The organism is Acinetobacter sp. 1294243 (genome assembly GCF_000588015.1).
Lineage (GTDB): Bacteria > Pseudomonadota > Gammaproteobacteria > Pseudomonadales > Moraxellaceae > Acinetobacter > Acinetobacter pittii.
On record NZ_JFXG01000001.1, the window covers coordinates 284,353 to 298,469 of the forward strand.

General features: G+C 35.4%; 17 protein-coding genes. 2 read left to right on the top strand and 15 right to left on the bottom strand.

The annotated features are described in order from the left end of the window. Positions 1-39 precede the first annotated feature (39 nt). The 8 genes from J655_RS06230 to J655_RS06265 form a co-directional block, all read right to left on the bottom strand. Positions 40-756: a hypothetical protein gene (locus tag J655_RS06230; RefSeq protein WP_032006144.1), complete on the bottom strand. Its 717-nt coding sequence runs from the start codon at positions 754-756 to the stop codon at positions 40-42. A gap of 329 nt (positions 757-1,085) precedes the next feature. Further along, positions 1,086-2,177, bottom strand: coding sequence for a chorismate synthase (aroC, locus tag J655_RS06235; RefSeq protein WP_032006143.1), 1,092 nt, complete (start codon positions 2,175-2,177; stop codon positions 1,086-1,088). Positions 2,178-2,189: 12 nt separating this feature from the next. Continuing rightward, positions 2,190-3,197 carry a 50S ribosomal protein L3 N(5)-glutamine methyltransferase gene (prmB, locus tag J655_RS06240; RefSeq protein WP_032006142.1) on the bottom strand — a complete coding sequence of 336 codons (1,008 nt, stop codon included), beginning with the start codon at positions 3,195-3,197 and terminating at the stop codon, positions 2,190-2,192. Between the two features lie 236 nt (positions 3,198-3,433). Then, positions 3,434-4,639: a tryptophan synthase subunit beta gene (gene trpB, locus J655_RS06245; protein ID WP_001164640.1), complete on the bottom strand. Its 1,206-nt coding sequence runs from the start codon at positions 4,637-4,639 to the stop codon at positions 3,434-3,436. A gap of 36 nt (positions 4,640-4,675) precedes the next feature. Further along, positions 4,676-5,863, bottom strand: a complete 1,188-nt coding sequence (locus tag J655_RS06250; RefSeq protein WP_032052159.1) for a vWA domain-containing protein — start codon at positions 5,861-5,863, stop codon at positions 4,676-4,678. Positions 5,864-5,878: 15 nt separating this feature from the next. Beyond that, positions 5,879-6,730 carry an AAA family ATPase gene (locus tag J655_RS06255; protein WP_032006141.1) on the bottom strand — a complete coding sequence of 284 codons (852 nt, stop codon included), beginning with the start codon at positions 6,728-6,730 and terminating at the stop codon, positions 5,879-5,881. Between the two features lie 29 nt (positions 6,731-6,759). Further along, a complete protein-coding gene (locus J655_RS06260) occupies positions 6,760-7,146 on the bottom strand; it encodes a hypothetical protein (protein WP_002113949.1) in 387 nt (128 codons plus the stop codon). Then, on the bottom strand, positions 7,139-7,444 hold the full coding sequence (locus J655_RS06265) for a YcgL domain-containing protein (RefSeq protein ID WP_005069366.1): 306 nt from the start codon (positions 7,442-7,444) through the stop codon (positions 7,139-7,141). The genes J655_RS06260 and J655_RS06265 overlap by 8 nt, the downstream gene beginning before the upstream one ends. Positions 7,445-7,885: 441 nt before the next feature. Here J655_RS06265 and J655_RS24315 point away from each other — a divergent pair, with 441 nt between their 5' ends. Then, a complete protein-coding gene (locus tag J655_RS24315; RefSeq protein WP_032006139.1) occupies positions 7,886-8,050 on the top strand; it encodes a hypothetical protein in 165 nt (54 codons plus the stop codon). 72 nt (positions 8,051-8,122) lie between these two features. Here J655_RS24315 and J655_RS06275 read toward each other — a convergent pair whose 3' ends face one another. From J655_RS06275 to J655_RS06285, 3 genes are all read right to left on the bottom strand, one after another. Further along, positions 8,123-8,458, bottom strand: a complete 336-nt coding sequence (locus tag J655_RS06275) for a hypothetical protein (RefSeq protein ID WP_019767826.1) — start codon at positions 8,456-8,458, stop codon at positions 8,123-8,125. A gap of 178 nt (positions 8,459-8,636) precedes the next feature. Beyond that, entirely contained in the window at positions 8,637-8,903 is a 267-nt protein-coding gene (locus J655_RS06280; protein WP_032006138.1) for a hypothetical protein, read from the bottom strand. Positions 8,904-9,000: 97 nt separating this feature from the next. Next, positions 9,001-9,852, bottom strand: a complete 852-nt coding sequence (locus J655_RS06285) for a LysR family transcriptional regulator (protein ID WP_032006136.1) — start codon at positions 9,850-9,852, stop codon at positions 9,001-9,003. Between the two features lie 118 nt (positions 9,853-9,970). Here J655_RS06285 and J655_RS06290 point away from each other — a divergent pair, with 118 nt between their 5' ends. Continuing rightward, positions 9,971-10,645 carry an FMN-dependent NADH-azoreductase gene (locus tag J655_RS06290; protein ID WP_080973572.1) on the top strand — a complete coding sequence of 225 codons (675 nt, stop codon included), beginning with the start codon at positions 9,971-9,973 and terminating at the stop codon, positions 10,643-10,645. Positions 10,646-11,104: 459 nt separating this feature from the next. On the opposite strand, the gene J655_RS06295 is transcribed toward J655_RS06290, so the two are convergent. The 4 genes from J655_RS06295 to J655_RS06310 all read right to left on the bottom strand — a co-directional run bounded on the left by J655_RS06295 (position 11,105) and on the right by J655_RS06310 (position 13,999). Next, positions 11,105-12,229, bottom strand: a complete 1,125-nt coding sequence (locus J655_RS06295; protein WP_002113905.1) for a ribonuclease D — start codon at positions 12,227-12,229, stop codon at positions 11,105-11,107. A 332-nt stretch (positions 12,230-12,561) separates the two neighbouring features. Then, on the bottom strand, positions 12,562-13,158 hold the full coding sequence (recR, locus tag J655_RS06300; RefSeq protein WP_002113756.1) for a recombination mediator RecR: 597 nt from the start codon (positions 13,156-13,158) through the stop codon (positions 12,562-12,564). Positions 13,159-13,167: 9 nt separating this feature from the next. Then, positions 13,168-13,497, bottom strand: coding sequence for a YbaB/EbfC family nucleoid-associated protein (locus J655_RS06305; RefSeq protein ID WP_002113538.1), 330 nt, complete (start codon positions 13,495-13,497; stop codon positions 13,168-13,170). 265 nt (positions 13,498-13,762) lie between these two features. Further along, complete coding sequence (locus J655_RS06310) at positions 13,763-13,999, bottom strand: hypothetical protein (protein ID WP_032006132.1); 237 nt, start codon at positions 13,997-13,999, stop codon at positions 13,763-13,765. Between the last annotated feature and the right edge of the window lie 118 nt (positions 14,000-14,117).

The following is a 14,117-nucleotide window of genomic DNA, read 5'->3' on the forward strand; positions in this document are numbered from 1 at the left end:
TTAAAACATACCTACTCTAATCTAAAAAATTCCAGTTCATCAGAATTCTCCTTTTAACTTCTTCCAAAGTTTATTTATAAAATAGAGCAATAAGTTTTGCTCCATCCTTGGAGGTGTTGTCTGAACAACTTCATTTGAAAACGGCAATATCGAGACAATATTCTCATGTATCGTTTCATAGTTCGGATAAGCCTCTTTTTTAATAATCTCTATAATTTTTTGTATTTCATCTACAGATAAGTTCAAGAATTTTTTAATTTCTTGGACTGTCTTTGATTCAATAGATAATAAAGCACAAACTCTAGTTACATTAACAATTTGCTCTGCATGAATATTTTTAAAGTTTGGATAACAAACAAGTTTATATAGAATTTTTGTCTCAAACGGATTTGTAGCGGTTATATTTTCTATACGTTCTCGATAAGATTTTTTAAAATATTCATTATTTTCAATTTCTAATAAAATTTTTAAAAGCTCCTGATACCTTAAGGGCCTCTTTAATCCATATTGATAACCTTTTAAAAGCTCAGGATTATTACTTAATACAATTTTAATTTTTTTAGGAAGAAGAATATTTGTATAGCCGCTATCTAAATCAATAATATATATATCTGGATTATCATCACTATATATCCAATTTTCAGATAGCTGAGAAGATAAAGATAAGTCATGAATAACTTTTATCATTGCCTCTAAGTTTTTAGGCAATAGTTTATCCTTTGACATACAGCCAATTCTATATGTACATTGATTCATTGATATTTCCCCAATTTCAATGATGACTTTGAAAATTATTTGTTTAAAGTAATAAAATTTAAATATGTAATAAACTTATATAAAACTAATTTGAATAAAATTAGCTTTAAGATATAAATATCATGAGCAAGTATAAAATTAATAAGACTTTAATTTCTTACTTAAGCAGATAAATATATTCAGAAATAAATCGCGCGTATTATATTTATATAGAGATTATAAGACAAGGAAATAATTTAAAATTTAATAGAGCCCAATGTGATAAAAAATTAAAGCCCCCAAGTTTAAGTTAAATATGGGGGCTTAATTTACTACAGTCAGAATTATGACTATGGTTCAATTGGTGCAAACGGTGGAACAACATCTGCATTTTGTGCACGATGGCGTAGGAAGTGATCCATTAGGACAATAGCCAACATTGCTTCTGCAATTGGAGTTGCTCGTACACCTACACATGGGTCATGACGGCCTTTAGTCAATACATCAGTATCTTCACGGCTTAAATTAATCGTTTTACCTGGTGTTGTAATACTTGCAGTTGGTTTTAATGCAATGGCAACTCGAATGGTCTGACCACTCGAAATACCGCCTAAAATACCGCCTGCATGGTTCGCTAAGAAGCCATTACTCGTCAACTCATCACGTGTTTCATGACCAAATTGCCCAGCAACTGCGAAACCATCCCCGATTTCGACACCTTTAACCGCATTAATGCTCATCATGGCATGAGCAATGTCAGCATCTAGGCGATCAAAAACAGGTTCCCCCCAGCCTACAGGAACTTTTTCAGCTAAAATTTCTAGCTTAGCCCCGCAGCTTGTACCTTGTTCACGTAAAGACGTAACCAATGCTTCAAAACGAGGAACAGCATCTACATCACCACAGAAAAATGGATTATTTGGAACTTCATTCCAATCCAGTTTTTCAGCAACTTCATTACCAATTTGTGTGACATGACCGCGAATCAATACACCAAATTTTTCTGCTAAATATTTTTTAGCAATAGCACCCGCTGCAACACGCATAGCAGTTTCACGTGCACTCGAACGACCGCCACCACGGTAATCACGGAAACCATACTTTTGTGTATAGGTGTAGTCCGCATGACCCGGTCTAAAAGTCTGAGCAATATTGCCGTAATCTTTCGATTTTTGGTCAGTATTACGAATGAGTAAACCAATTGGCGTACCAGTAGTTTTGCCCTCAAACACACCAGAAATAATTTCAACCTGATCAGGTTCTTTACGCTGAGTCGCAAATTTCGAAGTTCCCGGCTTACGGCGGTCCAGATCTTTTTGTAGATCGTCTTCAGTTAACTCAAGACCAGGTGGCACGCCATCAACAATTGCCATTAAGCCAACGCCATGAGACTCGCCACATGTCGTTACACGAAAGAGTTGTCCAATACTGTTCCCTGCCATATGTACAACTCCTTATGCTTGTTGCTGTTCAAATAGTTTTCTATAACGACGACATTGTTCTGCGGTTAAAGCAAAAATGCCAGAACCACCTTTTTGGAAAGTAAGCCAGTTGAAATCAATCGTATTGAAGTTCTGACGCATAGCCCATTCAGAGTTACCCACTTCAATAACAATTAAACCATCTTCAGTTAAATAATCTGCCGCTTGAGCAAGCATTTTACGCACGAGGTCTAAACCATCTTGGCCTGCTGCCAATGCAAGCTCAGGTTCGTGTAAAAACTCTTCCGGTAAGTCAGCCATATCTTCGGCATCAACATATGGAGGGTTACTTACAATTAAATCGTACTGGTTTTCAGCTGGAATCTTGGCAAATAAATCAGATTCAAGTAAAGCAACTTGATATTGTTTATTATGGTGTTCAACATTAATCGATGCTACTTCCAAGGCTTCTTTAGAGATATCCGTTGCATCTACTTCAGCATCTGGATATGCATAAGCCAAAGCTACAGCAATACAACCAGAACCTGTACACATATCTAAAATACGTTGTGGAGTTTTAGGTTTTGCATTTTCTGGCAGGTTGTTAAGTGCTTCACGCATTTGACCATTTTCATCTAAACAATATGGCGCAAAACGTTGCTCAATTAACTCTGCAATTGGTGAGCGAGGAATAAGTACGCGCTCATCCACATAAAATGGCTTATTAAAGAAATAGGCTAAATTTAATAAATAAGAAGTCGGAATACGCTCATTAATACGGCGTTCCAACAAGCTTAAGAATTCTGCTTTTTCACTTGGTAAAAGCTTCGCATCTAAAATCTCTGAATCTGCTGACCATTCAAGAGATAAGGTTTGTAAAACTAATGCAGAGCTTTCTGCGAAATAATCTTCAGTACCTTGTCCTAAATGTGCATCATATTGACGTAATGCTGACACCCCAAAACGAATAAAATCTCGAATTGTTGATAAATTTTCAGCAGCTTCCTGTAAATGTTCAGGGCTAATCGTCGGTCGCTCCACTTAGGCGTCTCCAAAGGCAAATTTTGCAAAGTGACTATTCTACTGAGTGAGGTAATGCAAAGCAACGCTTTGCCTTGTGAACCAGTGTTTTACATATCTATCTCGAACAGTCATGGCTCAAAAACAAAATACTTTGTTTTAATTAAGAAATAATGAACTTTTAAGTAGGGTGAAATTTAGTCTATAAAATAAAAAAGCGGCCTTTCAAAATGGGCCGCTCTTTAAGTATATTTAGTTTAAAGCTTAAGTTTTTCTGCCACATAATCAGAATCTTTATCGCCACGACCCGACAGATTCACCACGATCATGGTTTCTTTCGGCAGTTTTGGCGCTTCACGTATTGCCCATGCGACAGCATGTGAGCTTTCAAGCGCAGGAACAATACCTTCAACTCGTGATAAGGTCATAAACGCATCTAAACATTCTTGGTCAGTTGCAGTGCTATATTCCACACGGCCTAAATCTTTTAAGAAACTATGTTGTGGCCCAACACCAGGATAGTCCAATCCTGAAGCGATAGAATGCACAGGTAAAGGTTCACCAGCCTCATTTTCAAGAACATAACATGCCATACCATGAATTTGGCTGGGTTTACCTAATGTTAGGGTTGCCGAATGCATATTTGTATCTAGCCCATGCCCAGCAGGTTCAACTCCTACAAGTTTCACATCTGAATCATTTAAAAAAGCTGTAAACGCACCGATTGCATTTGAACCGCCACCGACACATGCGACAACATAATTCGGATTTTTTCCAAATCGTTGATGCGTCTGCTCTTTAATTTCCTTACCAATAATTGATTGAAAATCTCGAACCATTTTAGGAAATGGATGGGGTCCAACCACAGAACCAATCGCATAAATAAAATTTTTAGGATCTTTTAAATATTCTTCAAACGCGCTATCTACAGCATCTTTTAAGGTTGCTGTACCGCGAGTTACTGACACCAAATGAGCGCCCAAAATTTTCATTTTGACCACATTTGGATGTTCTTTTTCAATATCAACTTGCCCCATGTGGATTTCGCATGGAATACCAACTAAAGCACAAGCCGTTGCTAAAGCCACCCCATGCTGACCCGCACCCGTCTCGGCAATGACTTTCTTTTTGCCCATATACTTAGCAAGTAGGGCCTCACCTAAACAGTGGTTAATTTTGTGGGCACCGGTATGATTTAAGTCTTCACGCTTTAAATAAATTTGTGCGCCACCTAACTGTTCTGAAAGGCGTTTTGCATGAAATAAAGGACTTGGACGGCCGACATAATTTGCAAAGAGATCTGCTAATTCATTTTGAAATTCTGGTGTATGGCGAATTTCTTCATAAGCAACATTAATTTCATCCATTGCTTCTTTTAAATGCGGAGGAATAAATTGGCCTCCATATTCACCAAAAAATCCCTGTTCATTTGGCAAAGCAATACCATTAATTTGATGTTGCATATCATCCCTCTTTTTAAATTATTAAAGTTATCAAGTTTATCGAGAAAGGTAACGCGTCAGATCCTCAATACCTTTTAGGGTCATTGGATACATATGGTTTTCAAAAATCTCTTTAATCCAACCAATGGTTTGAGTGTAATGCCAATACCCTTCAGTTTCAGGGTTTAACCATGCTGTTTTATCAAAATGTTGACGTAGGCGACGTAACCAAACCTCCCCTGTTTCATCATTCATATATTCAACCGAGCCACTTACCGATTTCAACTCATACGGTGCCATACTGGCATCGCCCACTACAATTACACGATAGTCGCGTCCATAGGTGTGAAATAGATCCCATGTATTCATACGGGTGGCTGTTCTGCGGTAGTTATCTTTCCAGACATAGTCATAGAGACAATTATGGAAATAGAAGTATTCGAGTGTCTTAAACTCACTTTTAGCAGCACTAAAGAGTTTTTCACACTGGGCAATGTGCGCATCCATCGAACCACCCACATCAAACAACATGAGTACTTTTATTCGATTACGACGCTCTGGCACCATTTGAACATCAAGAATACCTTGTTTGGCTGTTTCTCGAATAGTTCCATCAACGTCTAACTCTTCAGCTGCGCCTTGGCGAGCAAATTTGCGTAAACGTCGTAACGCAATTTGCATCTGACGAGTTCCAAGAACTTGGTCATCATCTAGATTTTGGTATTTCCGCTGTTCCCAGACTTTAACCGCCGAACGTTTACGCCCTGGCCCACCAATTCTGACGCCTTCTGGATGGTCACCAAAAGCTCCAAAAGGTGAAGTTCCACCTGTGCCAACCATACGGTTACCACCTTGGTGTTTCTTATGCTGTTCGCGTAAACGCTCTTCTAGCATTTTCATCAGTTCTTCTAAAGAACCTGCTTTTTGAAGTTCAGCTCTTTGCTCTGGTGTTAAATGCTTTTCGAGAAGTTCTAAATCGAACCAGTCTTTTGGTAATTTATGAACTTGCTTAAGCAACTCATCGATATCAAAAGTTTCAATGCCATCAAAGTAATCTTTCATGGCACGATCAAACTTATCAAAAAATCGCTCATCTTTAACTAAAATAGTTTTAGCAAGCTGATAGAACTCTTCTTGGTCGGCAAAAACCAAACCTTCACTCACCGCACGGTTTAGATCAATGAGTTCACGAGTGGTAACTGGAACACCATATTTACGTAAGGTGTAAAATAACCGCACAAACATGGGTTACTCCCTCCCTTAACGTCGAGACATGAAAGCCAAGCGTTCGAGAAGTTGTACATCTTGCTCGTTTTTGATGAGAGCACCATATAAAGGTGGAATAGCTTTAGAGGTATCTCGATTACGTAATACATCTTCAGGCATATCATCTGCCATGAGCAAGCTTAACCAATCAATTAACTCAGAGGTTGATGGTGGTTTCTTCAAATTAGGAATTTCACGTAGTTTAAAGAAAACCTGTAAAGCTTCGTTTACTAGTGTTGCAGAGATATTTGGGAAATGAACCGCAATGATTTCTCGCATTGTAGCTTCATCTGGAAACTCAATATAGTGGAAGAAGCAACGACGCAAGAAAGCATCTGGCAATTCTTTTTCATTATTTGAAGTAATAATTACAATTGGGCGTTGCGTTGCCGTAATTGTTTCATTCGTTTCATAAACATAAAAAGACATTTTATCGAGTTCATGCAACAAGTCATTTGGAAACTCGATATCGGCCTTATCAATTTCATCAATTAATAATACGCAACGCTCTTCACTGGTAAAAGCTTCCCACAATTTACCAGGTTTAATGTAGTTCTTAATATCGTAAACTCGGTCATCACCTAACTGGCTGTCTCTTAAACGAGAAACTGCATCATATTCATACAACCCTTGCTGCGCTTTAGTTGTAGATTTGATATGCCAAGTAATCAGTTTTAAACCTAAACTTTGTGATACTTGTTCAGCAAGTAAAGTTTTACCCGTGCCCGGTTCACCCTTAATCAGTAAAGGCTTTTGCAAAGCACGAGCTGCTTTTACAGCAAGTTTAAGACTATCAGTCGCGATATATTGATCTGTACCGGTAAAATGTTGGGTATCAGCAGACATTTAAAGACCTTATTTTTCTATTTCAATGGTTAGATGGAACGCATGCTTTTGTTTGTTGAATATTTTGACCAACAATATCCAATCACCAAACCTAAACCAACTACAAACAGAATTAAAGATAAATTTGACCAAATTAGAGGGCTGTCTTTGGTTAAAACACCAAAAAGGAGTCCAAAAATAGCAGGTGCTACAGATGCATTCGGTCCTTCAGACACTGTTGGTGTAACTAAAATAGCAAATACAATCAGCCAGCTAATTGCACCAAAGGTGGTAGGAAGACGGCGCATTAATCGCCACCAACACCACAAAGCAATAATAGCGCCTATTCCATAAGCTGTTAAAGCAATAACACCTTCAGGAATAACATCCAAAAAAGAGAATAATTGATTCATTATTCCAGTTTGATCTTCACGCACCACGTAAGCCCTCTGGTTCAACTGCATTCGGGTTAATTAACCCTTCTGGCGGCATCTGAATAAAGAAACCTTTTGTTTGTAATGAGTCTAAAACATGTAAAACATTAACACGCGCCAATTTACGTGTTGGAGCCAACTCTAAATGCATGACAAACGTTGCACGACCAAACGCTTGTAAAACAGCTTCAGGAACATTTTCAAACGGATCAGCTTGTTCCGTATTGTCAGGATAGTTTGGACGAGCAATATACATGTACATTTCATCTTTTTTGCTCGATCTATAAATATCACAGTGCATTTCAAATCAACTCTTGAACTAAGGACAGCATACATGAAAAAAAACGACACACACACGCAGGTTTGTTTACGCATCAGTCGTTTTTTTAATTCTTGAGAAATATTAACCTACAACATTGATTAAGGTCGATAATAACTTTGTTCTAAACAGGAGCTAGATTTTACAAAATCATATAAGTTTTTGATTTTAAATATTAAAATAAAAGCAGTTCTTGGATTTTAAAAAAAGTATTCATCATCAAAGATTTGATAATAGTGTTCTTGCAAGACTTATACTTAAGCTATCAAAATAATAAATTTCTTTTTCACCTATTTAAGAATACACACTTGAGTAAAACTTTTAACTACTTCACTACACATCACCAGATGTTACTTAACTCGTTTAATAGCGAGATATGTTTCAATAATAAGTATCTTGTTCATAGATATGGAGGATGAACTTATGCCTCGTGGTGATAAAACTGCTTATACAGCAAAGCAAAAACGTCAGGCCAAACATATTATTGAGAGTGAAGTAGATAGAGGCCATTCTCAAGAAGAAGCCGAACGAATTGCATGGTCTACCGTCAACAAACAAGATGGTGGCGGTAAGAAAAAGTCCCATTAATATATAAAAATAAATACTTCTTTAGCCCAAACTAAAGAAGTATTTTTTATTTAAGGACATGTTAATTTTTTTCTAGAAGACGCGAGAGCTTTTTATATAGTCATCGCTTACTTGATTTAAGGCACTCAAAATAGCGCTATCATCTTGACTTAATAAAGCCTCATTAAGACTTTCCATATAAGCGATGAGTTGGGTTTTAGAAGTATGGGCAAATTCGGTCGTTACAGCTTCATCTTCATATAAGATTACATAACTACGTGCGAAACCGTAGATTAGGTAAACTGCTGCTTTTTCTTTTGTATCTTGAGATTCTTTAAGAGACTGCTCACATGCATTTTTTAAGTCTTTAAATGCATCTGTACCAGTAGATTGATTTTTGAAAGATAAAAGTATTGTTTGGAAGTTCATATCCATATTCCACTTAAAAAGCAAAGCTACAGAACAAGATAGAACCTGTCAAATAATATCCTGATTAATATAAATTTAATTGTAAATAAATTTATATTTAACTTCCTTTAGATCACAATAAATCATGCAATAAAAAACCACTCCTTTTTAAGAGTGGTTTAGTTAAAAATATCATTCATTAGAAGCTTATTTCAATTGTGATCGTGGTACCGGAGTGCTCAATATCAGTTGAGACATTAAAACCTCTGCTTCTAAGCTCCTCTTCAACCACTGTAAGATGATCAGGACTTATAGCATCCACAGGAAACCAGAAAGTTGCTTTTCGTTTCCCCTCCTTAGATTCAGACTCAGTACCTGTTAAAATTTTTTCCAATAAGACGTCTTGATTTATTTTAAAGTTTTTAGCATTTTGACGAGCTTGTTCAGCATTAAAGTTGTTAAGCATATTTATCTCTCTAATTATTAATTTATCTAATTTTATATCATAAAAACGCTATATAAGTTTTAGTGTTGTGTAGTTAAAAGCAATCAGAGATATAGGTTTATTGATTGAATAAACTTTCCACCCATTCGATAAATTTTCTGGCATTTCTATTTTTAAGATCCTCCTTATTTGGAATGTAGTAACACAGCTTTGATTGAACAGCTTTAGTTTCAAACTCCCGTAAAAGATTTGCCTTAACAAACCTTTGGGAAAGTGTAGTAGAGCAAAATACTAATCCATTGGCAGATAAAGCCTCGTGTATCCCAAAAATTTCCTGATCAAATTTCTTAATCGTCACCCTATCTTGTTTCCATTCATTTTCCTCAAGCCAAGCCTCTAGTGGTGGGCTTGGTAATGCCTTATTTTTCCATTCTGTCGTAAATAAAGTTATTGGTTCACTAGAACATTTAAGCAGATCAAGTTTGGATGAACCAAATACATTAAAAGACTCATATTTAACGATATCTTGAGACTGGACCAAAGATACGTCGCCATATCGAATAGGTAATGTATATAAGTGATTATCTAAAGTTTCACCTGTAGAAAACTCAACAGAGATATCGGGGTACAATTGATAAAATTCATTTATTGAAGGAATTAGCAGCATTGCAGCTAGTGAAGACGTACTAGCGACTCTCACTACGTTTCCATTTACTTTTATTTCATCTAGTGCATCTTCAATCTTACGAAACCCCTCAGAAATTGCTGCAGCAAGTCTTTGCCCTGTCGTTGTAAGCCTTATTTTCCTTACCTGTCGATGAAATAAATCAACATTTAATCTGCTTTCTAGATTCGCAACATGATGTGAAATTGCAGTCGGTGTAAGCGAGAGTTCTTCAGCAGCCAATTTAAAACTACCCAATCGAGCGGCTGATTCAAATGCTTTAAGTGCTTGCAAAGAAACTTGCATGTCTCCTCCCCATTTACAATTATAGATGAACTAAAATCATCTATAATTGTAATTTTCTCGTTTGTCTACTTATGTTTTAAAACTCAAAATAAATTAAATCCTAACCTTTCTGGAATTAATGATGAGTAAAATATTACATATAGATGCTAGTGTCAGAGCTGCAATTAACGCTAATCCAAATCATAATTCTATTTCAAAAAATATTGCCAGTCGTTTGATCAACTCTTGGAAACAACAATTGCCTATAGATGAGTATATCTATCGTGATGTAGGAATGAATCCACCACCCTTTATTAATCAAAATTGGATTGATGCTGTATTCACATCTAAAGATAAAAGAACTCAAGCTCAATGTGATGTTTTATCTATATCAGATCAATTAATAGCAGAAGTTTCGAGCTCAGATATTCTTGTAATTTCTTCACCTATGTACAATTACGGCATGCCTGCTCAACTGAAAGCATGGTTTGATCAAATTATTCGTATTAATAAAACCTTTGATTTTGACCTAGCTCGTGGAGACTTTCCCTTACAACCTCTTTTAGCTGGAAAAATTTTAATTATTATCACTTCCAGCGGTGAATTTGGGTTTGAGAAAGATGGGATTCGGCATGATATGAGTCATCTTGTACCCCACATTCGTACACTGAGCAAATATTTAGGCGTAGAAAAAACTTATGAAATTACTTCTGAGTATCAAGAGTTTGGAGATCAAAGGCACATAGAGTCATTGGAAAATGCTTTTCAAAAAACCGAAGAAGTTGTGTCTAAACTTGCTGATTCATTTAGATAATATCTGTAGATTTTAATACTCATTTTAAATTTCATAAAATTAAGTTACTTTAACTAAGCCATATCATTAAAAATAAAAAAGCCTACCCAATTGGGTAGGCTTTTCATTTCTGCACCGAAACAAACTTATAGTTATATATTATATAAATTGAAGTTGTTTTTCTTAAATCCAAGAATATACAGACCTGTATGTTTAATCAATTGAATTTTTCTCATTATATAAGTTAATTTAATTCATTATTGAAATTTCAAATTATATTTACTTTATTACATTATTTTATGAATTTTATCAGGCTAAATAATTATTTAGATAAACTACAGAAAATCTATTTTTTGTATACTTAGATATTATAATTAGCTCATTTTAATAATTAATTAAAAATTTAACAGAATTATTATGCTTTAGTTAAAAAGGCTCATCATATGATGAACCTTTAAATTTCTAATTATTTATTGCATTTTAAATAGATAAACTTTGTTTTTCTTCTTGAAACAACTGGATTAATGGTTGCGTTAATAACTCATAACGCCATCCTAATAGATAGTCAGGTAAATCCTGTTCATCCCCTTGACATAGAACATGTTGATGAATGGCGTTTAACCATTTTTTTCTCAACAACACTTCTTTAGGAATAGAAGTCTCATTTATTGCATGAGCAAGCACCATATCCATTTTATTTAAAGTCTCTTTAGACGTAATCTTAAATGGTTTTGCAATCTTTGATGGCCATTTGCTTTCGACTGGCAAATCTTTAAGAAGTTCTAAAATCGTTTTGCCGTACTCGCGAACCACATTTGGACGAATATCTTTCACTTGCGACAGTTGAAAGCTATTGCGTGGGTTCTTTTCAACCATATCAATCATAGTTGAGTTTCTAAGAATAAAACTACGTGGCTGATTCGTTGCTTTTACAATGTATTCACGCCACTCACTTAAATTTTGTAGCTGCATTAGCTGACGACGTGAGTGACGATAATTTCCCACATCGGTATATAGTAATTCGTTAGGGGTTTCACTAATGATTTCTTTAGTTAGACTACTACAGTCCTCAAGAACATAATTATAAAGCCCTTTCTGCTTAAGCTGCTCTTGAATATGATGAGCTAACTTCATTAGATACAAAACATCATTAGCAGCATAACAAAGTTGTTGAGGCGATAAAGGTCTAGCTAACCAATCAGATCTGGTTTGATCTTTTTCAATATCAATATCAAGACATAGTTTTAAAGCACCTTGGTAACTCACCTGCAGGCCATGACCTAAAAAAGAAAGACCCACTTGAGTATCAAACACATTAAGCAAATCTTCTTGATCAGCATAATGATAGATTAAATCAATATCTTCTCCACATGCATGAAAAATGTTTTGCTGTGCAAGGAAGATCTTTTTCCAAAACTGACTTAGATCTAATGAAACACCATCCAACAGATAGACATCACCATTTACATTGACTTGGCATACTCCAAGTTTAGGCCAGAGTGTGTCAACCTTAATAAATTCTGTATCAAGTCCATATATTGAACATTGATCCATTTTTTGAAGAACATCAACCAATTCGGTTTGCTGTTGGATAAACTGAAACATGCTTTCTCAAGTATTGCAAAGAGTGCTTTAAACTCTGGTATATATAACATAGAAGCAGAAAAATGCCACTTAAACCTTTATGAATACTCTATTTTTGAACAATTTTTCGAAAATAGATAATTTTTTGATCTTTTATTTGTACTTTTTAAATTTATCTCCAAATGTTCTTTATTTAAAATTTATAAGATCTTTTTCATTCTTATATTCATATTTTATTTAAACTATCTTTAATAATAAAAGACAGAATAATATTTATGTTTAATAACTGAATTTAATTAATAAATTTAATCAAATTGATAGTACATTCATTAATGAAATAAGCATCGGAATGCTTATTTCATTCTCATGCGGTTATGCACTGCCTGACTTAAAGTATGGCTATCTACGTATTCGAGTTCACCACCCTGAGGTACACCTTGAGCAATACGCGTCATTTGTATTGGTAAATGTTTAGTCGCCTCTACCAAATAATGGGCTGTCGCTTGTCCTTCTACAGTAGCATTGGTTGCCAAAATGACTTCTTCAATAGTACCTTGGCTTAGACGCTGAATGAGATAAGGAATACCAATTTCTTCTGGACCAATACCATCTAATGGAGAAAGATGGCCACCTAAAACATGATATTTTCCACGAAAGCTACCGCTTTGCTCAATCGCCATCACATCCGCTGGTGATTCAACCACACACAATAACTGATCATCTCTGTCAGTTGAGGCGCAAATATCACAAATTTCATGTTCAGTCAGAGAATGGCAGACACTACATTCATGTATATAACTTGAAGCCTCATGTAAAGCATGCGCTAATGCAAATGCCCCTTCTCGATTTTTCATCAAAAGATGTAAAGCCATACGTTGAGCCGACTTCGGACCAACGCTTGGCAATATACGTAAAGCTTGAACGAGTTGTTCAAATCTATCGCTAAACACTGAATTTCCTTAGAACATGCCCGCTAAGCCAGGTGGTAAACCCATACCAGAATTTGCTTTTTGCATTTTTTCTTCAGAAATCACTTCTGCTTGACGCACAGCATCATTTACTGCAGCAGCAATTAAGTCTTCAATCATGTCTGGTTCATCTTGAAGTAATTCTGGATTAATTTCGATACGTTTTACGATATAACGGCCAGTCATTGTGACTTTAACTAAACCACCGCCCGCTTCAGCGTGTACTTCAGTTTGAGCAAGCTCTTCTTTAGCCTTTTTTATATTTGATTCCATATCTTTTTGCATGCGCTGCGCTTGCTGCATAAGCATATTGATATTCATAAACCTAACTCCGTATCTCTACCAAATATTTCAAGTATTATTGATAGTCACATAACACTGCAAAACTTAAACTCTTTCTACTCCCCCTATAGATCATCAAGATCATTGAGGTTAGTACGTTTAAATCAAAATTAATCCGTAATTCTGACACAATAAATCAATGTTTTCTATTGGTATCTATGAAACTATTTTCTATGGTCAATCCACTATAAAGCTTTTATATAAAAAACTTTTGATGAGTAGAAAAAAGTAAAATTTAGAAAAGTTACTGGGCAGCCTGTAGACTTTTATTGTTTGTTTTATATTCACTTAAGGGAACTTTCTTGAACGAAGTATTGGCTTTTTCTATTGAAAGATCAGCATCTTGAACAGATTTGTTTGCATCATTAATTAATAATACAGTTTCACTCATCTGTGTTGGTTCATCTTTTTGGGCAAATACTCTATATCCAACCAGACCAATTGCCCCTATCGTAACTAAAATAATTATTGGTTTAAGCATGACTAAAGACTCTCTTTGTTATTTTTATTAAATTTAGAACTTTTATACGTTGAAATTTTAGACTGATTTATAACAAAACGTAGACTTTTTATTGCTATTGTTGTTTATAAGTAACAAA